This is a genomic window from Bradyrhizobium sp. WSM4873 (assembly GCF_055811355.1).
Genome location: NZ_JBVVPS010000004.1, coordinates 225,305 through 250,666, shown reverse-complemented (window position 1 = coordinate 250,666; position 25,362 = coordinate 225,305). Strand labels below are relative to the sequence as shown.

The 25,362-nt window shown below is 64.0% G+C and carries 27 protein-coding genes, 1 other RNA gene and 1 pseudogene; 21 read left to right on the top strand and 8 right to left on the bottom strand.

The window, feature by feature from the left end; all coding sequences use genetic code 11:
- Positions 1 to 34: 34 nt before the first annotated feature.
- The 6 genes from AC0L21_RS09645 (at position 35) to AC0L21_RS09620 (ending at position 4,145) form a co-directional block, all read left to right on the top strand.
- Positions 35 to 856: a molybdopterin-dependent oxidoreductase gene (locus AC0L21_RS09645; protein ID WP_473260580.1), complete on the top strand. Its 822-nt coding sequence runs from the start codon at positions 35 to 37 to the stop codon at positions 854 to 856.
- Positions 853 to 1,305 (top strand): hypothetical protein, encoded by a 453-nt coding sequence (locus AC0L21_RS09640; RefSeq protein WP_473260577.1) that lies wholly within the window; start codon positions 853 to 855, stop codon positions 1,303 to 1,305. The genes AC0L21_RS09645 and AC0L21_RS09640 overlap by 4 nt, the downstream gene beginning before the upstream one ends.
- Positions 1,292 to 1,840: a c-type cytochrome gene (locus AC0L21_RS09635; protein ID WP_473260574.1), complete on the top strand. Its 549-nt coding sequence runs from the start codon at positions 1,292 to 1,294 to the stop codon at positions 1,838 to 1,840. Before AC0L21_RS09640 ends, AC0L21_RS09635 begins: the two co-directional genes overlap by 14 nt.
- Positions 1,841 to 1,850: 10 nt before the next feature.
- Positions 1,851 to 2,321: a DUF302 domain-containing protein gene (locus tag AC0L21_RS09630; protein ID WP_473260572.1), complete on the top strand. Its 471-nt coding sequence runs from the start codon at positions 1,851 to 1,853 to the stop codon at positions 2,319 to 2,321.
- A 45-nt stretch (positions 2,322 to 2,366) separates the two neighbouring features.
- Entirely contained in the window at positions 2,367 to 2,720 is a 354-nt protein-coding gene (locus tag AC0L21_RS09625; RefSeq protein ID WP_473260570.1) for a hypothetical protein, read from the top strand.
- Positions 2,721 to 2,969: 249 nt separating this feature from the next.
- The gene (locus AC0L21_RS09620) at positions 2,970 to 4,145 is read left to right on the top strand and encodes a GAF domain-containing sensor histidine kinase (protein WP_473260568.1); all 1,176 of its coding nucleotides are present in this window, start codon (positions 2,970 to 2,972) and stop codon (positions 4,143 to 4,145) included.
- A gap of 193 nt (positions 4,146 to 4,338) precedes the next feature.
- Here the strand turns inward: AC0L21_RS09620 and feoB are convergent, their stop codons facing one another.
- From feoB to ssrA, 7 genes are all read right to left on the bottom strand, one after another.
- Positions 4,339 to 6,210, bottom strand: a complete 1,872-nt coding sequence (gene feoB, locus AC0L21_RS09615) for a ferrous iron transporter B (protein WP_473260566.1) — start codon at positions 6,208 to 6,210, stop codon at positions 4,339 to 4,341.
- A gap of 20 nt (positions 6,211 to 6,230) precedes the next feature.
- Positions 6,231 to 6,506, bottom strand: coding sequence for a FeoA family protein (locus AC0L21_RS09610; RefSeq protein ID WP_473260564.1), 276 nt, complete (start codon positions 6,504 to 6,506; stop codon positions 6,231 to 6,233).
- 140 nt (positions 6,507 to 6,646) lie between these two features.
- A complete protein-coding gene (locus tag AC0L21_RS09605; protein WP_007600962.1) occupies positions 6,647 to 6,901 on the bottom strand; it encodes a ribbon-helix-helix domain-containing protein in 255 nt (84 codons plus the stop codon).
- Positions 6,898 to 7,086 (bottom strand): DUF4169 family protein, encoded by a 189-nt coding sequence (locus tag AC0L21_RS09600; protein ID WP_063995290.1) that lies wholly within the window; start codon positions 7,084 to 7,086, stop codon positions 6,898 to 6,900. Before AC0L21_RS09600 ends, AC0L21_RS09605 begins: the two co-directional genes overlap by 4 nt.
- 276 nt (positions 7,087 to 7,362) lie before the next feature.
- Positions 7,363 to 8,820: a class II fumarate hydratase gene (gene fumC / locus AC0L21_RS09595; protein WP_473260674.1), complete on the bottom strand. Its 1,458-nt coding sequence runs from the start codon at positions 8,818 to 8,820 to the stop codon at positions 7,363 to 7,365.
- 87 nt (positions 8,821 to 8,907) lie between these two features.
- Positions 8,908 to 9,426 (bottom strand): SspB family protein, encoded by a 519-nt coding sequence (locus AC0L21_RS09590; protein ID WP_473260562.1) that lies wholly within the window; start codon positions 9,424 to 9,426, stop codon positions 8,908 to 8,910.
- 114 nt (positions 9,427 to 9,540) lie between these two features.
- Positions 9,541 to 9,907: a transfer-messenger RNA gene (ssrA, locus tag AC0L21_RS09585) on the bottom strand.
- 84 nt (positions 9,908 to 9,991) lie between these two features.
- Between ssrA and AC0L21_RS09580 the strand changes: the two genes are divergently transcribed.
- The 11 genes from AC0L21_RS09580 to AC0L21_RS09530 all read left to right on the top strand — a co-directional run bounded on the left by AC0L21_RS09580 (position 9,992) and on the right by AC0L21_RS09530 (position 19,690).
- Positions 9,992 to 10,609 (top strand): chromate transporter, encoded by a 618-nt coding sequence (locus AC0L21_RS09580; protein ID WP_473260560.1) that lies wholly within the window; start codon positions 9,992 to 9,994, stop codon positions 10,607 to 10,609.
- Complete coding sequence (locus tag AC0L21_RS09575; protein ID WP_027519544.1) at positions 10,606 to 11,136, top strand: chromate transporter; 531 nt, start codon at positions 10,606 to 10,608, stop codon at positions 11,134 to 11,136. The genes AC0L21_RS09580 and AC0L21_RS09575 overlap by 4 nt, the downstream gene beginning before the upstream one ends.
- A 95-nt stretch (positions 11,137 to 11,231) precedes the next feature.
- Positions 11,232 to 11,993, top strand: coding sequence for a tripartite tricarboxylate transporter TctB family protein (locus tag AC0L21_RS09570; RefSeq protein ID WP_473260554.1), 762 nt, complete (start codon positions 11,232 to 11,234; stop codon positions 11,991 to 11,993).
- Between the two features lie 7 nt (positions 11,994 to 12,000).
- Complete coding sequence (locus tag AC0L21_RS09565; protein WP_007600973.1) at positions 12,001 to 13,566, top strand: tripartite tricarboxylate transporter permease; 1,566 nt, start codon at positions 12,001 to 12,003, stop codon at positions 13,564 to 13,566.
- Between the two features lie 224 nt (positions 13,567 to 13,790).
- Positions 13,791 to 14,585: a thymidylate synthase gene (locus AC0L21_RS09560; RefSeq protein WP_007613362.1), complete on the top strand. Its 795-nt coding sequence runs from the start codon at positions 13,791 to 13,793 to the stop codon at positions 14,583 to 14,585.
- A 5-nt stretch (positions 14,586 to 14,590) separates the two neighbouring features.
- Complete coding sequence (locus AC0L21_RS09555) at positions 14,591 to 15,076, top strand: GNAT family N-acetyltransferase (RefSeq protein WP_473260551.1); 486 nt, start codon at positions 14,591 to 14,593, stop codon at positions 15,074 to 15,076.
- Positions 15,076 to 15,585: a dihydrofolate reductase gene (locus AC0L21_RS09550; RefSeq protein ID WP_473260549.1), complete on the top strand. Its 510-nt coding sequence runs from the start codon at positions 15,076 to 15,078 to the stop codon at positions 15,583 to 15,585. The genes AC0L21_RS09555 and AC0L21_RS09550 overlap by 1 nt, the downstream gene beginning before the upstream one ends.
- Before the next feature lie 153 nt (positions 15,586 to 15,738).
- Positions 15,739 to 16,875 (top strand): FtsH protease activity modulator HflK, encoded by a 1,137-nt coding sequence (gene hflK / locus AC0L21_RS09545; protein ID WP_473260547.1) that lies wholly within the window; start codon positions 15,739 to 15,741, stop codon positions 16,873 to 16,875.
- On the top strand, positions 16,872 to 17,768 hold the full coding sequence (gene hflC, locus AC0L21_RS09540; RefSeq protein WP_473260545.1) for a protease modulator HflC: 897 nt from the start codon (positions 16,872 to 16,874) through the stop codon (positions 17,766 to 17,768). The genes hflK and hflC overlap by 4 nt, the downstream gene beginning before the upstream one ends.
- Positions 17,769 to 17,839: 71 nt before the next feature.
- On the top strand, positions 17,840 to 18,046 hold the full coding sequence (locus tag AC0L21_RS09535) for a DUF2065 domain-containing protein (RefSeq protein ID WP_007613351.1): 207 nt from the start codon (positions 17,840 to 17,842) through the stop codon (positions 18,044 to 18,046).
- Positions 18,047 to 18,190: 144 nt separating this feature from the next.
- Positions 18,191 to 19,690 (top strand): Do family serine endopeptidase, encoded by a 1,500-nt coding sequence (locus AC0L21_RS09530; RefSeq protein ID WP_473260543.1) that lies wholly within the window; start codon positions 18,191 to 18,193, stop codon positions 19,688 to 19,690.
- Positions 19,691 to 19,827: 137 nt separating this feature from the next.
- On the opposite strand, the gene serB is transcribed toward AC0L21_RS09530, so the two are convergent.
- Positions 19,828 to 20,733, bottom strand: a complete 906-nt coding sequence (serB, locus tag AC0L21_RS09525; RefSeq protein ID WP_473260541.1) for a phosphoserine phosphatase SerB — start codon at positions 20,731 to 20,733, stop codon at positions 19,828 to 19,830.
- Between the two features lie 11 nt (positions 20,734 to 20,744).
- Between serB and miaA the strand changes: the two are divergent.
- The 4 genes and pseudogenes from miaA to ilvN all read left to right on the top strand — a co-directional run bounded on the left by miaA (position 20,745) and on the right by ilvN (position 25,361).
- Positions 20,745 to 21,701, top strand: a pseudogene (gene miaA / locus AC0L21_RS09520) (tRNA (adenosine(37)-N6)-dimethylallyltransferase MiaA).
- A gap of 330 nt (positions 21,702 to 22,031) precedes the next feature.
- Positions 22,032 to 23,807 carry an acetolactate synthase 3 large subunit gene (locus AC0L21_RS09515; protein WP_027570800.1) on the top strand — a complete coding sequence of 592 codons (1,776 nt, stop codon included), beginning with the start codon at positions 22,032 to 22,034 and terminating at the stop codon, positions 23,805 to 23,807.
- A gap of 4 nt (positions 23,808 to 23,811) precedes the next feature.
- On the top strand, positions 23,812 to 24,795 hold the full coding sequence (locus AC0L21_RS09510) for a threonine dehydratase (protein ID WP_473260538.1): 984 nt from the start codon (positions 23,812 to 23,814) through the stop codon (positions 24,793 to 24,795).
- Between the two features lie 23 nt (positions 24,796 to 24,818).
- Positions 24,819 to 25,361 (top strand): acetolactate synthase small subunit, encoded by a 543-nt coding sequence (gene ilvN / locus AC0L21_RS09505; RefSeq protein WP_007613340.1) that lies wholly within the window; start codon positions 24,819 to 24,821, stop codon positions 25,359 to 25,361.
- Position 25,362: the final 1 nt, after the last annotated feature.

The window sequence follows — 25,362 nt, the reverse complement described above, 5'->3', positions numbered from 1 at the left end:
TTTCCAAATCAGCACGAAAGTCGACGGAGATTGCATGACCTCCAAATCGGAAATCGAATCACTGCAACGGCCCGCGAGCGTCTCGCGCCGTGGTTTTGTGGGAGGCCTGTCGGCGGGCGTCCTGGGGGCGGTCGCGACCGAAGCGGCGGCCGCGGAAACGCTGGCCGAAATCCCCGATCGCGGGCCCGGTGCCGATCTCGGTGCCCACAGCGAACGGTCGCGCTTCGTCAAGATCGATCGCATTCCCGAAGCAGGACCAGGCAAGCGCAACGTCGACCCCGGTGATGCCATCAACTCCAAGACGCCGCATCAGAAGCTGGTGGGCAACATCACGCCAACCGATCTGCACTACGAGCGCAGCCATTCCGGGGTGCCGGACATCGATCCCGCGCAGCACCGTCTGCTCATTCATGGCCGGGTTCAGAAGCCGCTGGTGTTCAGCGTCGACGATCTCAAGCGGATGCCGTCCGTCACGCGCGTGGTCTTCATCGAATGCACCGGAAACGGCTGGGAAAACTGGAAGAAGGCAGATCCTGATCTGACGGTGCAGAACACGCACGGCCTCGTCAGCACCAATGAGTGGACCGGCGTTCCGCTGAAGTTCCTCATTGGTCTCACCGGCAAAGAGAAGAACTCGAACTGGATGCTCGCCGAGGGAGGCGACGGCGCGGGCGTCGACCGCAGCATTCCGCTGACCGACGAAATCGTGAACGAGGCCTTTGTCGCCTACGGTCAGAACGGCGAACCACTGCGCCCCGCGCACGGCTTTCCAGTGCGGCTGGTGATGCCAGGCTTCGAGGGCAACTCAACATCAAATGGCTGCGCCGTCTCAAGTTCGGCACTGAGCCCTGGATGACCCGCTGGGAAACGGCGCGTTACACGCAGCTGCTTGCCAGCGGCAAGGCCCGCCAATTCCAGCTGAGGATGGAAACCAACTCTGTCATCACGCAACCCTCGGGCACGATGCAGATCCAGCCCGGCTACAACATTATCTCCGGTCTCGCCTGGAGCGGCCATGGCAAGATCGCCAAGGTCGAGATATCGACCGACGGCGCGAAAATCTGGAAACAGGCGCAGCTGAATCAGCCGGTGCTGTCCAAGGCACAGGTTCGATTCCAGATGGACTGGGTCTGGGACGGCAAGCCGACAACGATCGTGAGCCGCTCGACCGACGAGCAAGGCAATGTTCAGCCGGACCGGCAGTCCTTCATCGCCGCGATGGGGAGCAATGCGCTGTTCCACTACAACGCCCAGCAGACCTGGAGCATCGACGAGGCCGGGAGGGTCCGCAATGTCCTCGCATGACAATCGGCTTGTCGCAGCGGCTCTCACGCTCGGCCTGCTCGCGGCGCCCGCATTTGCATTCGATTTCGGCCGTCCCGCGACTCCGGAGGAGATCAAGCTATGGGACATCGACGTCGCACCCGATGGCAAGGATCTGCCTGTCGGCAGCGGCACGGTTGCGCAGGGTAAGCAGGTCTTCGCCGACAATTGCGCGGCCTGTCATGGCGACAACGGCGAGGGCGGGATCAAGGATCGTCTGGCCGGTGGACAGGGCACACTCGCCTCCAGCGCGCCCGTCAAGACCGTCGGCAGCTTCTGGCCCTATGCGACGACCTTGTACGACTACATTCACCGCGCGATGCCATATCCCACACCGGGTTCGCTCAGCACCGACGACACCTATGCCGTCACCGCCTACATCCTGAGTCTGAATGGCATCGTTCCCCCCGACGGCAAGGTTGATAAGGACAGCTTGCCGAAGATCAAGATGCCCAACCGCGACGGCTTCATTCCGGACCCGGAATTCGACCCGGCAAAACTATTCCGCAAGAAATGAGCGTGTGATCATGAGGGTTTCGGCGCTGGTCAAGATCCTCGCTTTGGTTGCTGCGACATGTTTATGGGAGACCCAAGCAATGGCCGTCGATGGACTGATCACGATCAGGAGCAGTTTCGGGCCTGAAGAGACGATGATGCGGCTGGAGGCCGAGGTGACGGCCAAGGGCCTCACAATATTCGCCCATGTCGATCATGCCGCGGGTGCCGCCGCTGCCGGCCTGCCGTTGCGCCCGACCAATCTCATCATCTTCGGGAACGCCAGGGGTGGTACGCCATTGATGCAGCAGTCGCAGACCAGCGGCATCGATCTGCCGCTGAAGGCGCTGATCTGGCAGGACGAGCAAGGCGCGACCTGGCTGTCGTACAATGATCCGGCGTATCTCGCCGGGCGTCACGGCATCGGCGAGCCGGCCAAGGCTGCAATTGTCGCTATGACGGCGGCCCTGCACGCGATCGCGACCAAGGTCACCGCCCGCTAGCGCAATGGGACGGCCGCGCGACGCGTGCGCCATGAGGAGAGATCCATGAACAGCACAGACGGGCAACCGGAATCACCCGCTCCCGGAGACGGCAAGATCGCCAGATGGCTGGTCATAGCGGTGTTATGCGCCTTCCTCGTCGGTGCCGGCGCGCTCGGCTATCTCGGCTGGTTCAGCACGACGACGGAGGTGCCAGCATCGGGTTATGTCGCACTGGTGCTCGGTGTCGTGTTTTCGCTGGTCGTCGGCATCGGCTTGATGGCGCTGGTGTTCTACAGCAGCCGCAAGGGTTACGACGAACCGGCGGTGCTGATCCAGGAGCCGGAGAGCGATTCGAACGAAGAGGACGTCAGCTCGGGCTCCAGTACATCGACCGAGCGCACCGAACGGGTACGCTGAGCCGGATAGCTCGATTTGAATTCCGGGATGATGCTAAGTGCACTTGCTGGTGCTCATCTCGGAAGCCTCTCGGCGCTTAGCCTCCCAGTACTGAATTGTTCCATTGGAACAGATAGCCGCTTCAATGGTGGAGCGTCGGGTGACATTGACGCGGAATAACTTGGCTGGCAGTGCTTTTCACCGTTGCAAGGACGCGCTTTAGTTGGGGTGACGGTCTTCCCCGGGCGAATGTTCCGAAGCGGAGTGGCAATGGATTTCGAGCGCGACATAGCCAAGGTCAGCGGAATCGCTGCGGTCTCGACCATCCTGGACGTGGTCAGCCGGACCACCGGCATGGGGTTTACCGCCGTTGCCCGCGTCACCGAGGACAGGTGGATCACCTGTGCCTCGCGTGACGAACTTGCGTTCGGGCTGAAGCCCGGTGACGAGCTCAAGGTCGAGACCACGATCTGCCATGAGATCCGGCAAAGCCGCGAGGCGGTCGTCATCGAGAATGTCAGCGAAGACGCCGCGTACTGCACGCATCACACGCCTGCGCAATATGGCCTCCAAAGCTACATCTCCGTGCCGATCATTCTTCCCGATGGTTCATTCTTCGGAACTCTTTGCGCGATCGATCCGAAGCCGCGCAAGCTTCGGACCCCCGAGATCATCGGCATGTTCAAGCTTTTTGCGGAGCTGATCGCGTCTCATCTCGACGCGGCCGAGCGCGTCGAACTGATCGAGAACAGGCTCGCGCTGGAACAACGCAATGCCGAACTGCGTGAGCAGTTCATCGCCGTGCTCGGTCACGACCTGAGAAACCCTCTCGCCTCGATCCAGGGCGGCCTACGGCTTCTGAACAAGAAGGTCGATGACGAGGGGAAGAACTGGATCAACCTCCTGCAGGGAAGCGTGGCCCGGATGGCGGGCCTGATCGACAATGTCATGGACTTCGCCCGTGCGCGGCTCGGCGCCGGGATGCAGCTCAAGCTGAAAGAACAGCCACTCGAGCCTGTCATCAAGCAGATTGTCGCGGAGTTCGAGAACGTGCATCCGGATCGCGTCATCGAAACGGTCGTCAACGTTCCGGGACCTATGAAAATCGACGCCGACCGCATAGGTCAGATGCTGTCCAATCTTCTCGGCAACGCGATCTCCTATGGCGCCGCCGACAAGCCGATCAGGGTGCTGGCGCAGGCGATCGGCGCTGGCTTTGATCTCAGCGTTGCCAACAAGGGCGCGCCAATTCCGACGGATGCGATTCCACGCCTCTTCACCGCATTCCACCGCGGCGACGTTCTGCCGAACCAGAAAGGCCTTGGGCTCGGACTGTACATCGCCCAGGAGATCGCGCGCGCCCATGACGGGTTGATTGTTGCGTCGTCGATGCGGGATGAAACGGTGTTCACCGCGTCGTTCCCGGCGGGACCGGGCGGTGGCTGACAGAACGCCGCGCCAATTCTCTGACCTTACCATCATGCGCCTGTTTTGCCCGACGGCGCAACCGGCCTTGTGTGCCGGCGTTGCTTCTGGCCAGCTACGGTCAGCTGATTTTAGCACACGCGTAACCCATTGATTTCACAACCCCCGTCTACTGTGCATGGGGTTGTTTTAGCGCTTTTAGTTTCGAGAGAGGCTACCCCGCCCCGAACGCGACCGCGACATTGTAGGTCAGAAGGCTCGCGGCATAGGCCAGCACCAGCATGTAGAAGAAGGTGACGGCCATCCAGGTCCAGCTTCCGGTCTCGCGCCGGATCACGGCCAGCGTGGATGCGCATTGCGGGGCGAAGATGTACCAGGCCAGCATCGACAGCGCGGTCGCGAGCGACCATTTCGTCGCCAGCACCTGGCCGATCTGCTCGGCCGCTTCCTTGCCGCCTTCGATCGCATAGACGGTGCCGAGTGCCGCGACCGCGACCTCGCGCGCCGCCATGCCCGGGATCAGCGCGACCGCGATCTGCCAGTTGAAGCCGACCGGCGCCAGCAGCGGCTCGAGCGCCTTGCCGATGATCGCGGCCAGGCTGAAGTCGATCGCCGGTTCGGTGGCGCCCGCGGGCGGCTGCGGGAACGAGGCCAGGAACCAGATCAGCACCATCATCGAGAAGATCGTGGTGCCGGCGCGGTGCAGGAACATCTTGGCCCGCGTATAGACGCCGATCGCGATCGATTTCAGCCGCGGCATCTTGTAGTCCGGAAGCTCCAGCATGAAAGGCGCCGGCGCATAGTCGCGCAGCATGAAGAACTTGATCAGGAACGAGACGGCAAGCGCGCTGATGATGCCGGCTGCGTAGAGGCCGAACATCACGAGGCCCTGGAGGTTGATGAAGCCCCAGACCTCTTTGGCCGGAATGAAGGCGGAGATGATCAGCGTGTAGACGGGAATGCGCGCCGAGCAGGTCATCAGCGGCGCGATCAGGATCGTGGTCAACCGGTCGCGCTTGTTGTCGATCACGCGCGTCGCCATGATGCCGGGGATGGCGCAGGCAAAGCTCGACAGCAGCGGAATGAAGGCGCGGCCGTGCAGGCCGGCACCGCCCATGATGCGGTCCATCAGGAACGCGGCGCGCGCCATGTAGCCGAAATCTTCCAGCAGCAGGATGAACAGGAAGATGATGATGATCTGCGGCAGGAACACGATGACGCTGCCGACGCCTGATATCACGCCGTTCTGAAGGAAGCTCTGCAGCAAGCCGGCGGGCAGGGTGGCGTGCACGAACTCGCCGAGCGAATCGAAACCCGAATTGAGCAGCTCCATCAGCGGCTGCGCCCAGGCGAACACCGCCTGGAACATCACGAACAGGATCGCCGCGAGCACGATCAGCCCCCCGACGGGATGCAGCACGATCGCGTCGATCCGCGCCGTCCAGGTGTCGGGGCGGCTGGGCAGGCTGACGCAGTCGGCGATGATGCGGTCGGCTTCGCGCTGGGTGGCGCGCAGATCGGCCACGCTGAGCGCCCGCCAATTGTTTTCCCCCGGCTCGGCCGCGAGCTTTGCCGAAATCTCGTCGGTCAGCGACAGCAGGTCGGCCGTGCCGCCCTTGCGCACCGCGATCGAGGTGACCACGGGCACGCCGAGCTCCTTGGCCAGCCGCGCGACGTCGACAGTGATGCCGCGGCGAGTCGCGATATCGAACATGTTGAGCACGAGGATCATCGGCCGGCCGGTGCGCTTGAGCTCGAGCAGCAGGCGGATGGTCAGGCGTAGATTGGTGGAATCGGCCACGCACAGCACGAGGTCGGGCAGGGTCTCGCCGGAAGCCTTGCCGAGCACGAAGTCGCGGGTGATCTCCTCGTCCGGGCTGCGCCCGCGCAGCGAATAGGTGCCGGGCAGGTCGACCACGGAGACCTGGCGCCCCAAAGGCGTGACGAAGAAGCCTTCCTTGCGCTCGACGGTGACGCCTGGATAGTTCGCGACCTTCTGCCGGCTGCCGGTCAGTGCATTGAACAGCGAGGTCTTGCCGCTGTTTGGCGTGCCCACCAGGGCGAGATGAAGTAGGGGCAATTCCATGGAGTTGGGGTCCGGTCGCCTCAGGCGACGATGATGGCCATGGCTTCGCGACGGCGGACCGCGATGGTGATGCTGTCGACCCGCACGGCGATGGGGTCGCGCCCGACCAGCCCCTCGTGCAGGACCTCGACCCGTGCGCCCTCGACGAAGCCGAGCTCGATCAGCCGGCTCTCGAGCTCGATGTCCGAGAGCGCCGAGCCTGCGTCCTTGGGGGAAAGGTGCTGGATTACGCCGGTATAGCCGCGCTGGGCCAGGCCCAGCGGCATCTGCGGACGCGTATCATGGGTGTCGGTCATGCCCTGTATTTTCAACGCAGGGCATCGAGGTCAAGCGCGCTCGGTCGCTGAAACTGCACCTTAGAGTGATTTTAAAGTACCAGCTTCGTGACGGAGGTGATTGGCGCCAAGATCGGGCGCCAAGCTCGGCACCAAGACGGCTACTGGGCCGGGACCTTTTCCGCCTGGATGGCGGCCATGGCGCGGCTCTTGAAGTAGTCGAGCACGAACAGGCGGATCGCCGAGGACAGGTTGCCCTGCTGGCGGTTGCCGTCGATCTCGCCGACCAGCTCGGACAGCGTCATGTTGCGCAGGCCCGAGATCTCCTTCATGCCGTTCCAGAACGCCTCTTCCAGGCTGACGCTGGTCTTGTGACCGGCGACGACGATCGACCGTTTCACGACGGGCGACTTCATGGCTGCTCCTCGCGATCGATCTGGTGCTGGTCCAGGTGCGCCTTCGCCTGGTCCGCGCGCGTCTCCTCCGCCGACCGCTCCGCCTTCGTGCGGCCGAACTTCGTTCGGTTGGCGTCCGCCTGCTTCGCCGTGGCTTCCCGCTCGGCGCGCTTCCGGAAACGATTCAGGTTGATGACGTTCGCCATGTCGCGTCTCCATCATCCGATCCTCCGTGGGCAGGATGAAACATTCAGAAACTGTGCGCCGCACTGCGCCCAATGAGACTTGATCGCCATTCGCTTGTCCTCGTCAATCGACCCTTGGGCCATCAAACGATGAATTCCGCCCCGTGGGGGCGGAGGGGCTGCATAACACGCAATCCCGCCGCGACATTGACGGTAATCAAATCCCGTCCTTTAAGCCCTACATTTAATGGAGCCAGGGGCTCCGTATCATTACGGATGGCTATCGGAATTCGGAATTTATCCCGGGCTTGTCATTTTCTCGGGGCGCACCAGACGGTCGAACTCCTCCGCCGAGACGAAGCCGAGCCGCAGCGCCTCTTCCTTCAGGGTGGTGCCGTTGGCATGCGCCGTCTTGGCCACCTTGGCCGCGTTGTCGTAGCCGATCTTGGGAGCGAGCGCCGTCACCAGCATCAGCGAACGCTCCATCAGCTCCCTGATGCGCTTCTCGTCGGCGCGGATGCCGCTGACGCAATGCTCGGTGAAGGAGCGCGCGGCGTCCGCCATCAGCCGGATCGAGTGCAGCATGTTGTAGGCCAGCACGGGCTTGTAGACGTTGAGCTCAAAATGGCCCTGGCTGCCGGCGACCGTGATCGCGGTGTGATTGCCGAACACCTGGCAGCACACCATCGTCATCGCCTCGCACTGCGTCGGATTGACCTTGCCGGGCATGATGGAGGAGCCCGGCTCGTTCTCCGGCAGCATCAGTTCGCCGAGGCCCGACCGCGGACCCGATCCGAGCAGGCGGATGTCGTTGGCGATCTTGAACAGGCCTGTCGCGACCGAATTGATGGCGCCGTGCGCCAGCACATAGGCGTCGTTCGACGCCAGTGCCTCGAATTTGTTGGCCGCGCTGGTGAAGGGCAGCTTCGTAATCCCGGCAACGTGCTTTGCGAACAGTTTTGCAAAGCGCGGCTTCGAATTGAGGCCGGTGCCGACGGCGGTGCCGCCCTGCGCCAGCGGATAGAGCTCCTTCACCGCGACCTTGAGCCGGGCGATTCCGCTTTCGACCTGCGCGGCATAGCCGGAAAATTCCTGGCCGAGCGTCAGCGGCGTCGCGTCCTGGGTGTGGGTGCGGCCGATCTTGACGATCTTTGCGAACTCCTTCTCCTTCTTGCGCAGCGCACGCAGCAATTCGCCGAGGGCAGGGACGAGATCGGCGGTGATGCGGCTCGCCGCCGCGATGTGCATCGCGGTCGGGAACGAGTCGTTCGACGACTGGCTCATGTTGACGTGATCGTTGGGATGCACCGGCTTCTTGGCACCGAGCTCGCCGCCCAGGAGCTCATTGGCGCGGTTGGCGATGACCTCGTTGAGATTCATGTTGCTCTGGGTGCCCGAGCCGGTCTGCCACACCACCAGCGGGAAATGATCGTCCAGCTTGCCCTCGATCACCTCGCGCGCGGCGCGGATGATGGCATTGGCGCGGCGCTGGTCGAGCAGGCCGAGCTCCTGGTTGGTCTGCGCCGCGGCGAGCTTGACGATGCCGAGCGCATGCACGAGCGAGATCGGCATGCGATCGATGCCGATGCGAAAATTCTGCCGCGAGCGTTCGGTCTGCGCGCCCCAATAACGGTCGGCGGGGACCTCGATGGGGCCGAAGCTGTCGGTCTCGGTGCGGGTCGCCGGGCGCGAGGAGCCGTCGGTCTTCGAGCGGGAAATCTTCGAGCGGGAAGTTTTGGCCATGAGCACATCCATTCCGCCGCGCGAAATGCCACGCGGCCTCTTCATGTGCCTCTATATAGGGAGTTTGGCCGCCTGCGACGGGCGCCAGTCCGATCTAGATCATTTCTTGCGGAAACGATCCAATCGCACGACTTCGGCGCCGCCCTGGTTCGGAGCCGCCGGTTCTTCGGCGCCTTCTGCGGGCTCAGTGGCAGGCGTCGGCACCGCGACCGCGGACGGGGCGGGAGCGGCCGGCAATGTCTCGGCCGAGACGTCGGCGACATCGGAGGTCTCGAACTGGAGACCGAATTTGACGGACGGATCGAGGAAGCTCTTGATGGCGCTGAACGGCACAATCAGCCGCTCCGGAATGCCGCCGAAGGACAGGCCGACCTCGAAGCGGTCTTCGAGCACGGTCAGATCCCAGAACTGGTGCTGCAGGATGATCGTCATCTCTTCCGGATATTGGGCCAGCAGCCGCGACGACAGCTTCACGCCCTCGGCCTTCGACACGAAGGTGATGAAGAAATGATGCTCGCCGGGCAGTCCTTGGGACGCGGCGTCGGTCAGCACCTTGCGCAACACGCCGCGCAGCGCGTCGCGGGCCAGCACATCGTATCGGATATGATCGGTCGCCATGGTGGTCCTGTTGCATTCCAGGAGCTGGGCCCTGCCGGCCCGACTCGCCAAGCTGCAATAGTACCGCGCCTGACGGGTCAACAGGAGTCCCCGCGGGGTAGGAAATAAGAGGTAAGTGGAGGCTTCTGTTGCCAGGTGCCTCCGAACCCCGCCTAACGGAGCTTAACCCGTTAGGACTTCAGAATGGTCTTTCAAACTGCGTTACGCAGCCTGAGCAACCGGAGCAAAGTTGTCGTTGGCAACTATTGCATAGCCCGATAACGGCGGAACAATACCGGGAAAAAGAACGCCCTTTACGCCCTCGTCGATCCTATTTCGCCCCCGCCAAAGCCCGCTTTCAGGGCTAGCCCGCTGGTGGGCTTTGGTGGAGGCGCCGGGTACCGCCCCCGGGTCCGAATGGTTTATTGCGACGACCGTTTATTTCCATAGCCGGCGAACCGGCACTCCCAATATAGGGGGCAAAGGTTTCAAATAACAGGTGTTTCGAGCGACCATTCCGAGGTTCCCTTGGGATAGGTTCCCGGCAGGCTTGGCCGCGCGCCGGCCGGCGTTCTAAGCTCCTGACATGTCCGAGGATTCCGCACCGGCTGCCCAACAACCAGTTCAGGAGCCGGACCGGCCAGCCACTCGCGCCGTGCCGCCGGGCTTGCTCGCGCTGTTCCTGGCCTTCGCCCGGATGTCGCTGGCGGGTTTCGGCGGGGTTTTGGTGTTCGCCCGGCAGGCCATCGTCGAGCAGCACCGCTGGATGACGGCGGACGAGTTCAACGAGACATTTGCACTCTGCCATTTCCTGCCCGGGCCCAACATCGTCAATCTGTCGATGGTGTTCGGCGCGCGGCTGCGCGGGATCGCCGGCGGCATTGCCGCCTTCGCAGGGCTGTTGCTGCCGCCCACGCTGATCATGACGGTGCTCGCGATCATCTACGCCCGGTTCGGCGATGTGGACGTGCTGCGCCGCATTCTCGCGGGCATCTCCTGTGCGGCCGTCGGCCTCTTGATCGCCGTGGTCTTCCGGATGATGACGCCGCTGCTCAAGCGGCTGGACGCCCTCGCGCTCGTCCTGATGCTGGGCGCCTTCCTCGCCATCGGCGTCCTTCGCCTGCCGCTCCAGGCTGTGCTTTTGGTCGCGATTCCCATCAGTATCGGCACTACCTTTCTGATGCGGCGGAAGGTAGCAGCATGAACGCGGAGAACCCGATTTGGGCGCTGATCTCGACCTTCGGTCTGATGTCGCTGTTCGCAGTCGGCGGCGCCGCGGCGGCGGTGCCCGAGATGCACCGCATCGCGGTCGATGTGCATCACTGGATGACCGACAAGCAGTTCGCCGACGCCTATGCGATCGCGCAGCTCTCACCAGGTCCGAACGTGCTTATCGTCACGTTAATCGGCTATGCTGTCGCCGGCATCCCCGGCGCCCTGGCGGCGACCTTGGCCATGTGCCTGCCCACCGCGCTGCTTGCCTATTATGTCAGCCGGCTTCTCAATCGGCCGAGCCAATCGCGCTGGCCCGGGCTGATCCAGGCTGCACTGGTTCCGCTCTCGATCGGCCTGATGGCGGCGAGCGCCCTGATCCTCGCCGAGTCGACCGATCGCACGCTTGCTGCGCTGCTCCTGACCGCGACGGTTGCGGTGGTCGCATCCGTCTCGCGCATCAATCCACTATGGATTTTGCTCGTCGGGGGCTTGTTGGGTTTTGCTGGCATTGTGTAATGAAAATGGCTAGGCAGGGATCCGGGCGGGGGCATCGATTTCCAGCCGATTAGAACAACAGTGCTCGTGGCTTACGGGTCGCGGAGGAGACATGCATGGCCGATACGATGGGCCACTCGGCGACAGCCAACCGAAACACCTCGGTGGTGATCAGCTTTTGTCTGCTGGCCATAGCGCCGCAGATTTTCGAATTCATCTGGTCGTTCGGGACGATCTTTGGCTGGGGCGCGGGACGCGGCCCGGCCGCCGTGGTGATCAGCCACGCTACGGCGCTGCTCGCGGGCGCGCCCGGCGCGTTGCTCGGGGCGGTCGGCGGTGACACCAAGAAGACGTCATCCGATGTGCTGCTGGCGCTGATCTATTCCTATCCGATCTTTGCGGTGGCGATCCTCACGTTCTTCATGACGATCAGGTCGGCGCAGGACTATGTCGGCGGAATCGTGCTGATGGCGCTCGCCTTGTTCGCACTGTGGGCCTCCAGCGATTTGCAGGGGATGCGCGGCTTCTCCTTTGGCGCCGGCACGGCGCCGCGGATGTTTGGCGGGCTCCTGGTTGCACTTGGCGCCGGCATTGCGTTGACGGGACTGCTGACCGACGGGCCGGCGATGGCGCACTATGCCTGGCGCGGGCCGCTCTTCGTGATGATCTCGATCGTCTTCTTCGCCCTGGCGATTCGTCCACTTGGCGTGGTGGTGACGGCGTTCACGAGCTTCCTGATCTCGGCGATGGGCACGCATGAGACGCGCTGGGTCGAAGCGATCATCGTCGGCGCCTGCCTGACGCTCGGCTGCGCGCTGCTCTTCCCCTATGTGCTGGGGCTGCCGATGCCGATGTTCCCGCGCTTCCTGGTTCAGTGAGGGTGTGATGTTCGATCTCTTCCACAATCTGGGCCTTGGTTTCGGTGTGGTGTTTCAGATCTCGTGGTGGTCACCCTGGTGGCTCTACGGTTTGTCGCTGCCGATCTCAATCAACATTCTCATGTGCCTGATTGGCGCATTGGTCGGCACGCTGGTCGGCGTGCTGCCCGGTATCGGCACCGTCGCAACCGTGGCGATGCTCCTGCCGATCACGTTCGGATTGCCGCCGGTCGGTGCGCTGATCATGCTCGCCGGCATCTATTACGGCGCCCAGTACGGCGGCTCCACCACCTCGATTCTGGTCAATATTCCCGGTGAGGCGACCTCGGTCGTCACCGCCATCGACGGTCACCAGATGGCGAAGCAGGGCCGTGCCGGCCCGGCGCTGGCGATCGCGGCGATCGGCTCGTTCTTCGCGGGCTGCGTCGCGACCGTGCTCATCGCCGTGCTCGGTGCGCCGCTGACCAAGCTCGCGCTGGCGTTCGGCCCGGCCGAATATTTCTCACTGATGGTGCTCGGCCTGATCTTCGCGGTGGTGCTGGCCAAGGGCTCGGTGCTGAAGGCGATCGCGATGATCGTGTTCGGCCTGATGCTGTCGATGGTCGGCTCCGACATCGAGACCGGCGCCTCGCGCATGGCGTTCAACATTCCGGAGCTTGCCGACGGTCTCGGCTTCGCGACGGTGGCGATGGGCGTGTTCGGTTTTGCCGAGATCATCCGCAACCTCGACGCCGGCGCCGAGATGAACCGCGACCTCGTGCAGCAGAAGATCACCGGCTTAATGCCGACCAGGAAAGACCTGATCGACTCGGCGCCTGCGATCTTGCGCGGCACCGTGCTCGGCTCGATCCTCGGCATCCTGCCGGGTGGTGGCGCTGTCATCGCGTCCTTTGCGTCCTATACGCTCGAGAAGAAGATCGCCAAGAACCCGTCGCGGTTCGGCCGCGGTGCGATCGAAGGCGTGGCGGCGCCGGAAAGCGCCAACAATGCCGCGGCACAGACCTCCTTCATCCCGCTGCTGACGCTCGGCATCCCGCCCAACGCCGTGATGGCGCTGATGGTGGGTGCGATGACCATCCATGGCATCGTGCCGGGTCCGCAAGTGATGCAGAAGCAGCCGGAGCTGGTCTGGGGCATGATCGCCTCGATGTGGATCGGCAATCTGATGCTGATCATCATCAACCTGCCGCTGGTCGGAATCTGGGTGCGGCTGCTGCGCGTCCCCTACCGGCTGATGTTCCCCTCGATCGTGATCTTCTGCGCGATCGGCATCTACTCGGTGAACAACGCGCCGGTCGACGTCATCCTCGCAGGCGTGTTCGGTCTGGTCGGCTATTGGCTGATCAAGCACGATTTCGAGCCGGCGCCGCTGCTGCTCGGCATGGTGCTCGGACCGCTGATGGAAGAGAACCTGCGCCGCGCGCTGCTGATTTCGCGCGGCGACTGGAGCGTCTTCCTGACGCGTCCGCTGTCGGCCGTGCTGCTCGCGATCGCCGCTTTCCTCCTGGTGCTCACGGTGCTGCCCGCGTTGCGTGCCAAGCGCGACGAGGTGTTCACGGAATCCGAGAACTAAGGCGACCCGCCTCGTGTCGGGCGCGCCGTGGCTCGAACCCTCGCTGGCAAGTTGGCCAGCAGGATCAATCTGATAGAGGAGGGGCGGGACGCCGAGTTCCGCCCCTTGTCGTTTGCCCCGGGAACGCTCACTTTTCCGGGTATAATGCCTATCGACGGCGAATCGCCGCTGTCGCAGCGCGGGGGCGGCCGCTAAATTTACCGCCTCCCCAAAGGCTCACGCACATGCACCAGTATCAGGACCTGCTCGAGCGGATTCTTTCAGACGGCGCCGAAAAGACCGACCGGACCGGCACCGGCACGCTGTCGGTGTTCGGCCATCAGATGCGCTTCAACCTGTCCGCCGGCTTTCCGATGCTGACCACCAAGCGCCTGCCGCTGAAGGCGATCGTGCACGAGCTGTTGTGGTTCCTGAAGGGCGATACCAACATCAAATATCTGCGCGACAACGGCGTCACCATCTGGGACGAGTGGGCCGACGCCAATGGCGATCTCGGCCCCGTCTACGGTCATCAGTGGCGCTCCTGGCCCGCGCCGGACGGACGCAGCATCGATCAGATCGCCAATGTGATCGACATGATCAAGCGCAATCCGGACTCGCGCCGCCTGATCGTCTCGGCCTGGAATCCGGCCGAGGTCGACAAGATGGCGCTGCCGCCGTGCCATTGCCTGTTCCAGTTCTACGTCGCCAACGGGAAGCTATCGTGCCAGCTCTATCAGCGCTCGGCCGACGTGTTCCTCGGCGTGCCCTTCAACATCGCTTCCTACGCGCTGCTCACCATGATGGTGGCGCAGGTCACGGGCCTGAAGCCCGGCGACTTCGTGCATTCGTTCGGTGACACCCATCTCTATTCCAATCATCTGGAGCAGGCGAAGCTCCAACTCACGCGCGCGCCGCGCGCGCTGCCGGTGATGCGGATCAACCCCGATGTGAAGGATATCTTCTCCTTCCGTTACGAGGACTTTGAGCTCGTCGGCTACGATCCGCATCCGCACATCAAGGCCGCGGTCGCGGTCTGAAGCCGATGTCGCTCAACATTCGCCGTGTGCGTCCGGGAGAGGCCGGGCTGGTTCTCGCTTTCATCCGCGAACTCGCCGAGTACGAAAAGCTTTCGCACGAGGTCGAGGCGACCGAGGCTGACATCGCCGACGCACTGTTCGGCGAGAGACCGCAACTCCATTGCGCCCTCGCTGAGTGGAACGGCGAGCCAGTCGGCTTCGCGGTGTGGTTTGCGAATTTCTCGACATTCAGCGGCCGCCACGGCATCTATCTCGAAGATTTGTATGTGCGGACGTCGCATCGGGGCAGGGGCCTCGGCAAGGCACTGCTCGTGCACCTCGCCAGGGAATGCGTCGAGAACGGCTGGTCGCGGCTGCAATGGGCGGTGCTCGACTGGAACGCGCCGTCGATCGCGTTCTACAAGTCGCTCGGGGCCATCATGCTGGAGGACTGGACGCTGTGCCGCGTCACCGGGCCTGCGCTGACACGGCTTGCCGGGAGCGCGACCTGATGGAGATCGTCTTCGTCGTCGCGATCGCGGAGAACGGCGTCATCGGCGCCGGCAACGCGATGCCGTGGCGAATGAAATCCGACATGGCGCGCTTCAAGGCGCTCACGATCGGCAAGCCCGTGATCATGGGCCGCAAGACCTTCGAATCCCTGCCCCGGCCACTTCCGGGCCGCACCAATATCGTCGTCACGCGCGATGCGGATTATCGCGCCGCTGGCGCCATCGTCACGACATCGACTGTCGACGCAGACGCCGTCGCGCGCGGCGATGCCCTGCGGCGTTCGGTCGCCGAGATCACCGTGATTGGTGGCGCCGAAATTTATCGGCAATGGCTCGATCGCGCCGATCGCCTCGAGCTCACCGAAGTGCATGCGCGGCCCGAAGGCGACACGCATTTCGACATCGACAGGGCAGAGTGGGATGAGGTTGAGCGCATCCGTCATCCTGCCGGACCCCAGGACAGCGCCGACTACTCCTATGTGACATATCGTCGGCGGGCGGGCCATTAACCGCATTTGCCAATGTTAACATTGACTTTTCTGCTCCCAAGCTTAGCTCGGAGGGCGGCGAGGGCTGCGTTGTAAGGGACCTGCCTGTCCCCTATAAAGCCGGACCGGATAAAGCGGGCGGGGGCAATTTCACCCTGCCGAGGAGAGCGTCGAATGCCGTGGAAGAATCAGGGCGGTGGCCCATGGGGCTCGGGTCCGAAGGGGCCATGGGGCAACGGCCCGCAGCCGGTCGGGCCAAGGCCGCCGGATCTGGAAGACCTTCTGCGGCGCGGCCAGGATCGCCTCCAGCAGATCATGCCGGGCGGGTATTTCTCCGGCATCGGTATCACGCTGATCGTGCTGCTCATCATCGCGTTCTGGCTGCTGTCGGGCTTCTTCCGGGTGCAGTCCGAAGAGCTCGGCGTCGTGCTGCGCTTCGGCAAGCATGTGCGCACCGTCGAGCCCGGCCTGAACTATCATCTGCCCTATCCGATCGAGACCGTGCTGCTGCCAAAGGCATTGCGCGTGTCCACCATCTCCATCGGCATGACGCTGATCGACGATCCGGCGCGGCGCGGCCGTTCCATTCGTGACGTGCCGGAAGAGAGCCTGATGCTGACCGGCGACGAGAACATCGTCGACGTCGACTTCACCGTGCTCTGGCGCATCAAGCCCAATGGCGTCGGCGATTTCCTCTTCAACATCCAGAATCCCGAAGGCACCGTGAAGGCGGTGGCCGAGAGCGCGATGCGCGAGGTGATCGGCCGCTCGCAGATCCAGCCGATCCTGACCGGTGCGCGCAACGTCACCGAACAGGGCGTGCAGGAACTGATCCAGAAGACCCTGGACAGCTACGGCGCCGGCATTCAGATCAGCCAGGTGCAGATGCAGAAGGTCGACCCGCCGGCGCAGGTGATCGACGCCTTCCGCGACGTCCAGGCGGCGCGCGCCAATCTCGAGCAGCTGCAGAACGAGGCGCAGACCTATGCCAACCAGGTCGTGCCGCAGGCACGCGGACGTGCGGCGCAGATCATGCAGGCCGCCGAAGGCTACAGGGAGCAGACGGTCGCCGAGGCCAAGGGCCAGAGCTCGCGCTTCCTGAAGGTTTACGAGGAATACAAGAAGGCGCCCGACGTGACGCGTGAACGGATTTATCTGGAGACGATGGAGCGCGTGCTCGGCGGCTCGGAAAAGCTGATCTATGACGGCGGCCAGTCGGGCCAGGGCGTCGTGCCCTATTTGCCGCTCAGCGAACTGACGGCCAAGCGGCCGCCTGCAGCCGGCCAGCAGACGACCGGAGGCAACCGATGAGATCTCCGGTTACAGGCATCGTCACGCTGCTCGGCCTCCTGCTCGTCGTGATCGTGGGCTACATGTCCCTGTTCACGGTGGCGCAGACCGAGCAGACCATCGTGCTGCAGTTCGGCAAGCCCGTCGACGTCGTCACCGCTCCCGGCCTGCACTTCAAGGCGCCGTGGAATTCGGTGATCAACATCGACAAGCGCATCCTCGATCTGGAGAACCCGTCGCAGGAAGCGATCGCGTCCGACCAGAAGCGGCTCGTGGTCGACGCCTTCGCGCGTTACCGCATCAAGGACGCGCTGCGCTTCTATCAGAGCATCGGCTCGATCCAGGCCGCCAACATCCAGCTCACCACGCTGTTGAACGCGGCGCTGCGCCGGGTGCTCGGCGAGGTGACCTTCATCAACGTGGTCCGCGACGACCGCGAGAAGTTGATGCAGCGCATCCGCGATCAGCTCGACCACGAGGCCGACGGCTACGGCATCCAGGTCGTCGACGTCCGGATCCGCCGCGCCGATCTGCCGGAGCAGAACAGCCAGGCGGTCTATCAGCGCATGAAGACCGAACGCGAGCGCGAAGCCGCCGAGTTCCGCGCGCAGGGCGGCCAGAAGGCACAGGAGATCCGCTCCAAGGCCGACCGCGAGGCGACCGTGATCGAGGCGGATGCAAGGTCGCTGGCCGAGCAGACGCGCGGCGTTGGCGATGCCGAGCGCAACCGTCTGTTCGCCGAAGCCTACGGCAAGGATGCGGATTTCTTCGCCTTCTACCGCTCGATGACGGCCTATGAGAACGGGCTGCGCGCGAACGACACCCGCTTCCTGCTGCGCCCGGACTCGGATTTCTTCCGGTTCTTTGGTAACCCGTCCGGCAAGACGGCGACCACGACGCCGGCGAAGCCGTAAGTGAGACAAGGGCGGCAGGTCTGGCCGCCCTTCGTCCAGACAAGAACAGCACAACGGGAGGTTCCAATCCGATGAGGTCCATTGCGTTCACCGACTTCCTCATCGGTTTGGGCATCCTGTTCGTGCTGGAAGGCTTGATGTTCGCGGCAAGCCCGGCCTGGATGCGCAAGGCCATGAAAAGCGCGATGGCCACGCCGGACAATGTCCTGCGGGCGGTTGGCATTGGTTCGGCCGTGGCCGGCCTGATCCTGATCTGGGTTATGCGACGTCCAATTTAGCCGTCGCACCAACGCCAAAGTGAAGGCGAGGGACCGGTTTTCGCCTTATTATCCGGGTCTTGAGGCCCGTTAAGGTCCGCGCTTGCGCCGTCCCCCCGTTCGAGCGCAGTCTTGACGTCGAATCCTTGTTTCCTGGAGATCACAATGACCGCTGCCACCATTGCCCCGACCCGTTTGCGCTTAGGGCTGGCCGCGCTCGCCGTCGGCGCTTTCAGCGCATTCGGCACACCGGCCTATGCGCGCGGACCGGATGGCATCGCCGACGTCGCCGAGAAGGTGATCGACGCGGTCGTCAATATCTCGACCTCGCAGACCGTCGAGGCCAAGGGAGGCGGCGGCGGCAATGCCATGCCGCAACTGCCGCCCGGCTCGCCCTTCGAGGAGTTCTTCGACGACTTCTTCAAGAATCGCAAGGGTCCCGGCGGCGGCAGCAAGGGCGGCGAGAACGGCCCCGCGCCGCGCAAGACCAACTCGCTCGGAAGTGGCTTCATCATCGACACGTCAGGCGTCGTCGTCACCAACAACCACGTCATCGCGGATGCTGACGAGATCAACGTCATTCTCAACGACGGGACCAAGATCAAGGCCGAGCTGGTCGGAGTCGACAAGAAGACCGACCTTGCCGTGCTCAAGTTCAAGCCGTCGAAACCGCTGGTGTCGGTGAAGTTCGGCGATTCCGACAAGCTGCGCCTCGGCGACTGGGTCGTCGCGATCGGCAATCCTTTCAGCCTCGGCGGCACCGTGACGGCCGGTATCGTCTCGGCGAAGAACCGTGACATCTCGTCAGGTCCCTATGACAGCTACATTCAGACCGATGCCTCCATCAATCGCGGGAATTCCGGCGGTCCGCTGTTCAACCTCGATGGCGACGTCATCGGCGTCAACACACTGATCATCTCGCCGTCCGGCGGCTCGATCGGCATCGGCTTCGCCGTACCGTCGAAGACGGTCGCAGGTGTCGTCGACCAGCTCCGCCAGTTCGGCGAATTGCGCCGCGGCTGGCTGGGCGTGCGCATCCAGAGCGTCACCGACGAGATCGCCGAGAGCCTCAACATAAAGCCGCCGCGCGGCGCGCTGGTTGCCGGCATCGACGACAAGGGCCCGGCCAAACCGGCCGGCATCGAGCCCGGCGACGTCGTCGTCAAGTTCGATGGCAAGGACGTCAAGGACCCCAAGGATCTCTCTCGCGTGGTCGCGGACACCGCGGTCGGCAAGGAGGTCGACGTCGTCATCATCCGCAAGGGTCAGGAGGAGACCAAGAAGGTCACGCTCGGGCGCCTCCAGGATGCCGACAAGGTGCAGGCCGCAGTGAAGACCGACGAGCCCGCGCCTGAAAAGACTGTGACACAGAAGGCGCTCGGCCTCGATCTCGCGGCGCTGAGCAAGGATCTGCGTACGCGCTACAAGATCAAGGACAGCGTCAAGGGCGTGGTCGTCACCAATGTCGACGCCAATTCGGATGCCGCCGAGAAGCGCCTCTCTACCGGCGACGTCATCGTCGAAGTCGCGCAGGAGGCCGTCTCCAGCGGCGACGACATCCAGAAGCGGGTCGACCAGCTCAAGAAGGACGGCAAGAAGTCGGTGCTGCTGCTGGTGTCGAACGCCGACGGCGAGCTGCGCTTCGTGGCGCTGAGCGTGCAGTAGGCGCACGAGTCGCCACACATTCACTGTCATGTTCCGCGAAAGCGGGGCATCCAGTACGCTGCGGCTTTTCCGTATCCTCGCCCTGTCTTTGGAACACTGGATCACCGCTTTCGCGGGTGATGACAGTGGAGAGGAGACTACCCCTCCACGAACTCCTCGCGCCGATACCCCTGCGCATACAGCAGCGCAGTGAGATCGCCGTGATCAATGCGCGCCGCCGCAGCGGCGGCAACTGCGGGCTTGGCGTGATACGCCACGCCCAGGCCCGCCGCCTGGATCATCGCGAGATCATTGGCGCCGTCGCCGACCGCCAGCGAGTCCACGTCGTCGAGATCGAACGATTCCATCAGATCCACCAGAGTCGCGAGCTTTGCCGCGCGCCCCAAGATCGGCTCCTTCACCTCGCCGGTGAACTTGCCGTCGCGGACGACGAGCTCGTTGGCGCGGTTCTCCTGGAAACCGATCCTGGTGGCGACCGCACTGGTGAACAGCGTGAAGCCGCCGGAGACGAGACAGGCATAGGCGCCATGGGCGCGCATGGTCGCGACCAGTTCGCGGCCACCCGGCGTCAGCGTAATGCGCTTGGCCAGCACCTCGTCGACGGCACTGGCGGGGAGGTCCTTGAGCAGCGCGACGCGCTCGCGTAGCGCCGGCTCGAACTCGACCTCGCCGCGCATCGCACGCTCGGTGATGGCTGCCACATGGGCCTTCACCCCGACGAAATCGGCGAGCTCGTCGATGCATTCCTGGCCGATCATGGTGGAATCCATGTCGGCGAGAAAAAGCTTCTTGCGCCGGAGGCCGACTGGCTGCACGACGATGTCGATGGGGAGGTCGCCGCGAAGTTCGCGGAGCCGCTGCTCGATGGCGTGACGGTCGCCTTCGAGGTTACTGTCGGCGCCGAAGGGGATGTCGACTGCAACCCCGTCGAACAGCCAGTGCGCGGGAGCTGCCTGAGGCAGCACGGCGCGGGCGCCGTCGACGATGGTCGAATCGAGCGCGGGATTATTCGGATTGCAGATCAGCGTGGCAACGAGGGACATTTGAGGTTTTCGTGAGCGAGGGGAAAGTCGGCAGAAGGCATGTTGGCAAGGCGGTGCTTATCGCAGGCCCGACCGCCAGCGGCAAGTCGGCGCTGGCGCTCGAGCTTGCGCTCGCTGCGAGCGGGGTGGTGATCAATGCCGATTCCATGCAGGTCTACCGTGACCTCCGCATCATCACCGCGCGCCCCTCACCTGGCGACGAGGCGCAGGTGCCTCATCGCCTCTACGGCCATGTCGATGCGGCCGTGAATTTTTAGGCTGGCGCCTGGGTGGGCGACGCGGCCAAGGCGCTCGAAGAGGCGCAAGCCGAAGGCCGCCTGCCGATCTTCATCGGCGGCACCGGGCTCTATTTCAAGGCGCTGACGGCGGGTCTCTCCGTGGTGCCGCCGATCCCCCCCGAGGTGCGCGAGGACGTTCGAGCGCGGCTGGAGCGGAACGGCGTCGAGGCGCTGCATGGGGAACTCGCAGCCTCCGATCCGCGAGCCGCCGCGCGATTGAACCTGCGTGATCGCACGCGCATTGCGCGCGCGATCGAAGTGGTCGAAGCCACCGGCCGTTCGCTGCTGGACTGGCATCATGAGGGCCAGCCGCCACTCTTGCCCAAGGACAGTTTTCGCGCGGTGTTCCTCGCGCCCGAGCGCGACGAGCTCTATGCGCGCATCGACGCCCGCTTCGACGCCATGTTGGGGGCTGGCGCGCTGAAGGAGGTCGAGCGTCTCGCCGCCCGAAATCTCGATCCGCTGCTGCCGGCGATGAAGGCTCATGGTGTGCCGGCCCTGATCCGGCATCTGCGCGGTCAGCTCAGCCTGGAGCAAGCGGCCAGCATCGGCCGAGCCGATACCCGCCACTACGCCAAGCGGCAGTTCACCTGGTTCCGGCACCAATTGCCCGAATTCGAGTGGGTGAAGCCGGAGCAGACGAGGGGCTGGTTGGCCGCGGCCGTGAATGCGGCCCGCGACCCCGGCTGACACGCTTTTGTGCCTCGGCTCCCGAATTTACCTCTCGCCCAACCCCGGGAACACCGCTACACTGCCAAAATCGCGCGGGAACGGCCGCATTGCCTTGACATCGAGGCGCTGGCCGCTATGTTTCGCGCAACCTTTGGGAAGCCGGGCACCCGCCATGCGTAACATTATTACCAAACTCCTTATCGCCGTCGTACCCAGGCACACCGCCGGGGGTGGCTAGCTGCCATCCACATGACAGGCGGTGTGCATGGGGCCCTCTTCGGGGCCTTTTTTATTTCCGAAAACCCGACACGAACGAAGCCGCTGACCACAGCGCATCCGGAGCAAGCCATGAGCGACAAGAGCCACGATCCGAACCAGATGACCGGCGCCGCGATGATCGTCCGCGCGCTCATCGATCATGGCGTGACCGACATTTTCGGCTACCCCGGCGGCGCGGTGCTCCCGATCTACGACGAGATCTTCCAGCAGAGCGAGGTCCAGCACATCCTGGTCCGCCACGAGCAGGGCGCGGGCCACGCGGCCGAGGGCTATGCGCGTTCGACCGGCAGGCCGGGCGTTGCACTGGTGACCTCCGGCCCCGGCGCCACCAACATGGTGACGCCGCTCACCGACGCGCTGATGGACTCGATCCCGTTGGTCTGCATCTCCGGCCAGGTGCCGACGCATCTGATCGGCAACGACGCGTTCCAGGAATGCGACACCGTCGGCATCACGCGCCCCTGCACCAAGCACAACTGGCTGGTGCGCGACGTCAACGATCTCGCAAAGGTGCTGCACGAGGCATTTTACGTTGCGACCACGGGTCGGCCGGGCCCTGTGCTCGTCGACGTGCCGAAGGACGTGCAGTTCGCGACCGGCACCTATCATCCGCCGCGCAAATCCGACGTGCATCGCTCCTACGCGCCGCGCGTGAAGGGCGATGCGACTCAGATCCGCAAGGCCGTGGCGCTGCTCGCAGGCGCCAAGCGCCCCGTGATCTACAGCGGCGGCGGCGTCATCAATTCCGGTCCCGAGGCAACCAGGCTGCTGCGCGAGCTGGTCGAGGTCACCGGCTTTCCGATCACCTCCACGCTGATGGGCCTCGGCGCATATCCTGCGTCGGGCAAGAGCTGGCTCGGCATGCTCGGCATGCACGGCACCTACGAAGCCAACATGACAATGCATGATTGCGACGTCATGTTGTGCGTCGGCGCGCGCTTCGACGACCGCATCACCGGCCGCGTCGACGCGTTCTCGCCGGGTTCGAAGAAGATCCACATCGACATCGACCCGTCTTCGATCAACAAGAACATCCGCGTCGACGTGCCGATCATCGGCGACTGCGGCAACATCCTCGGCGACATTCTCCAGGTGTTCAAGGCGGAGGCGAAGAAGCCCGACATCAAGGCGTGGTGGCAGCAGATCGCGCAGTGGCGCGCCCGCAACTCGCTCTATTACAGGAAGAGCAACGACGTCATCCTGCCGCAGCACGCGATCCAGAGCCTGTTCGAGGCGACGCGCGGCAAGGACACCTACATCACCACCGAGGTCGGCCAGCATCAGATGTGGGCCGCGCAGTTCTACGGCTTCGAGGAGCCGCATCGCTGGATGACCTCGGGTGGTCTCGGCACCATGGGCTACGGCTTGCCGGCCGCGGTCGGCGTGCAGGTTGCCCATCCCGACAGCCTCGTCATCGACATCGCGGGCGATGCCTCGGTGCAGATGACGATGCAGGAGATGTCGACGGCGGTACAGTACGAGCTGCCGATCAAGATCTTCATCCTGAACAACCAGTACATGGGCATGGTGCGGCAGTGGCAGCAGCTGCTCCATGGCAATCGCCTGTCGCACTCCTACTCGGAAGCGATGCCGGACTTCGTCAAGCTCGCGGAAGCCTATGGCGGCGTCGGCATCCAGGTGCACAAGCCCGGCGATCTCGACGGCGCCATCCAGGAGATGATCTCGGTCAAGCGCCCGGTGCTGTTCGACTGCCGCGTCGCGTCGCTGGAAAACTGCTTCCCGATGATCCCCTCCGGCAAGGCGCACAACGAGATGCTGTTGCCGGAGCAGGCGAACGACGAAGCCACCGCAAAGGCGTTCGCCGGCGGCAAGGCGCTGGTGTGATGTGATGTTCGACCTGAACGAGCTCGAACGCGCACATGCGATCGTGGGGCAGGCGGTGCCGGCAACGCCGGCGCACGCCTGGCCGCTGCTCGCCGAGCGGCTGGGCACGCAGATCGTGGTCAAGCACGAGAATCATACGCCGACGGGCGCCTTCAAGGTGCGCGGCGGGTTAGTCTATCTCGATCGGTTGAAGCGCGAACGGCCGAACATTCCGGGCATCATCTCGGCGACGCGCGGCAATCATGGCCAGAGCCTCGCCTTTGCGGCGAGCCGCCATGGCGTGCCTGCCGTGATCTATGTGCCGCGCGGCAATTCGGTCGAGAAGAACCGCGCCATGAAGGCGTTTGGCGCCGAACTCGTTGAGCACGGCGAGGACTTTCAGGCCGCACGCGAGGAAGCCGGGCGCCACGCGCAGTTCGCCGGGCTGCACATGGTGCCGTCTTTCCATACGGACCTGGTGCTGGGCGTGGCGACCTATGCGCTCGAATTGCTCCGGGCCGCGCCGGATCTCGACATTCTCTATGTGCCGATCGGGCAGGGCTCGGGGATCTGCGGCTGCATCATGGCGCGCGATCTGCTCGGCCTGAAGACCGAGATCGTCGGGGTGCAGTCGACCGAGGCGCCGTCCTATGCGCTGTCGTTCGCGGCGAGCCACGTCGTGATCACCGAGACCAGCAACACGCTCGCGGACGGCATGGCGACGCGGATTCCCGATCCGGAAGCGCTCGCGATCATCCTCAAGGGCGCATCGCGTATCGTCCAGGTGACGGACGATGAGATCGCGCTCGCGATCCATGCGCTCTGGACCGACACGCACAATCTCGCCGAAGGCGCCGGCGCCGCCGCGCTCGCCGCGGCGCTTCAGGAAAAGGCAGGTCTGTCGGGCAAGCGCGTCGGTCTCGTGCTGTCCGGCGGCAATATCGATTTCGATCTGTTCCGCGGTTGGGTCGGGACGGATGCGCCGGTCGCTCGTCGGGCGACGGCGTAACGACGAGAATGAAGGGGACGACAATGAACCAGCCCGCATCCGCCTATTTCATCGAGGAGCGCCACGACCCGAACGAGACGCACACGCTTTCGGTGCTCGTGCAGAACGAGCCCGGCGTGCTCGCGCGCGTCATCGGCCTGTTCTCAGGGCGCGGCTACAACATCGAGAGCCTTACGGTCTCGGAGACCGAGAGCCAGAAGCATCTCTCGCGCATCACCATCGTCACCACGGGTACACCGATGGTGATCGAGCAGATCAAGCATCAGCTCGACCGCATGATACCTGTCTATCGCGTCGTCGACATGACGCTGACGAAACGCTCGATCGAGCGCGAGCTTGCGATGGTCAAGGTGCGCGGGCAGGGCGAGCATCGCGTCGAGGCGCTGCGGCTGGCGGACGCGTTCCGCGCCCGCGTGATCGACGCCACCACCGAGAGCTTTGTGTTCGAGATCACAGGCAATACAGACAAGATCAATCAGTTTATCGACCTGATGCGTCCGCTTGGCCTCGTCGAAGTGTCGCGCACCGGTGTTGCCGCGATTGGTCGCGGGCCTGAAGGAATGTGAA

Excerpts from the sequence above, each read along its gene's own strand:
- AC0L21_RS09645 (WP_473260580.1), top strand. The coding sequence starts at position 35 with ATGACCTCCAAATCGGAAATCGAATCACTGCAACGGCCCGCGAGCGTC.
- AC0L21_RS09640 (WP_473260577.1), top strand. The coding sequence starts at position 853 with ATGACCCGCTGGGAAACGGCGCGTTACACGCAGCTGCTTGCCAGCGGC.
- AC0L21_RS09635 (WP_473260574.1), top strand. The coding sequence starts at position 1,292 with ATGTCCTCGCATGACAATCGGCTTGTCGCAGCGGCTCTCACGCTCGGC.
- AC0L21_RS09630 (WP_473260572.1), top strand. The coding sequence starts at position 1,851 with ATGAGGGTTTCGGCGCTGGTCAAGATCCTCGCTTTGGTTGCTGCGACA.
- AC0L21_RS09625 (WP_473260570.1), top strand. The coding sequence starts at position 2,367 with ATGAACAGCACAGACGGGCAACCGGAATCACCCGCTCCCGGAGACGGC.
- AC0L21_RS09620 (WP_473260568.1), top strand. The coding sequence starts at position 2,970 with ATGGATTTCGAGCGCGACATAGCCAAGGTCAGCGGAATCGCTGCGGTC.
- feoB (WP_473260566.1), bottom strand. The coding sequence starts at position 6,210 with ATGGAATTGCCCCTACTTCATCTCGCCCTGGTGGGCACGCCAAACAGC.
- AC0L21_RS09610 (WP_473260564.1), bottom strand. The coding sequence starts at position 6,506 with ATGACCGACACCCATGATACGCGTCCGCAGATGCCGCTGGGCCTGGCC.
- AC0L21_RS09605 (WP_007600962.1), bottom strand. The coding sequence starts at position 6,901 with ATGAAGTCGCCCGTCGTGAAACGGTCGATCGTCGTCGCCGGTCACAAG.
- AC0L21_RS09600 (WP_063995290.1), bottom strand. The coding sequence starts at position 7,086 with ATGGCGAACGTCATCAACCTGAATCGTTTCCGGAAGCGCGCCGAGCGG.
- fumC (WP_473260674.1), bottom strand. The coding sequence starts at position 8,820 with ATGGATGTGCTCATGGCCAAAACTTCCCGCTCGAAGATTTCCCGCTCG.
- AC0L21_RS09590 (WP_473260562.1), bottom strand. The coding sequence starts at position 9,426 with ATGGCGACCGATCATATCCGATACGATGTGCTGGCCCGCGACGCGCTG.
- AC0L21_RS09580 (WP_473260560.1), top strand. The coding sequence starts at position 9,992 with ATGTCCGAGGATTCCGCACCGGCTGCCCAACAACCAGTTCAGGAGCCG.
- AC0L21_RS09575 (WP_027519544.1), top strand. The coding sequence starts at position 10,606 with ATGAACGCGGAGAACCCGATTTGGGCGCTGATCTCGACCTTCGGTCTG.
- AC0L21_RS09570 (WP_473260554.1), top strand. The coding sequence starts at position 11,232 with ATGGCCGATACGATGGGCCACTCGGCGACAGCCAACCGAAACACCTCG.
- AC0L21_RS09565 (WP_007600973.1), top strand. The coding sequence starts at position 12,001 with ATGTTCGATCTCTTCCACAATCTGGGCCTTGGTTTCGGTGTGGTGTTT.
- AC0L21_RS09560 (WP_007613362.1), top strand. The coding sequence starts at position 13,791 with ATGCACCAGTATCAGGACCTGCTCGAGCGGATTCTTTCAGACGGCGCC.
- AC0L21_RS09555 (WP_473260551.1), top strand. The coding sequence starts at position 14,591 with ATGTCGCTCAACATTCGCCGTGTGCGTCCGGGAGAGGCCGGGCTGGTT.
- AC0L21_RS09550 (WP_473260549.1), top strand. The coding sequence starts at position 15,076 with ATGGAGATCGTCTTCGTCGTCGCGATCGCGGAGAACGGCGTCATCGGC.
- hflK (WP_473260547.1), top strand. The coding sequence starts at position 15,739 with ATGCCGTGGAAGAATCAGGGCGGTGGCCCATGGGGCTCGGGTCCGAAG.
- hflC (WP_473260545.1), top strand. The coding sequence starts at position 16,872 with ATGAGATCTCCGGTTACAGGCATCGTCACGCTGCTCGGCCTCCTGCTC.
- AC0L21_RS09535 (WP_007613351.1), top strand. The coding sequence starts at position 17,840 with ATGAGGTCCATTGCGTTCACCGACTTCCTCATCGGTTTGGGCATCCTG.
- AC0L21_RS09530 (WP_473260543.1), top strand. The coding sequence starts at position 18,191 with ATGACCGCTGCCACCATTGCCCCGACCCGTTTGCGCTTAGGGCTGGCC.
- serB (WP_473260541.1), bottom strand. The coding sequence starts at position 20,733 with ATGTCCCTCGTTGCCACGCTGATCTGCAATCCGAATAATCCCGCGCTC.
- AC0L21_RS09515 (WP_027570800.1), top strand. The coding sequence starts at position 22,032 with ATGAGCGACAAGAGCCACGATCCGAACCAGATGACCGGCGCCGCGATG.
- AC0L21_RS09510 (WP_473260538.1), top strand. The coding sequence starts at position 23,812 with ATGTTCGACCTGAACGAGCTCGAACGCGCACATGCGATCGTGGGGCAG.
- ilvN (WP_007613340.1), top strand. The coding sequence starts at position 24,819 with ATGAACCAGCCCGCATCCGCCTATTTCATCGAGGAGCGCCACGACCCG.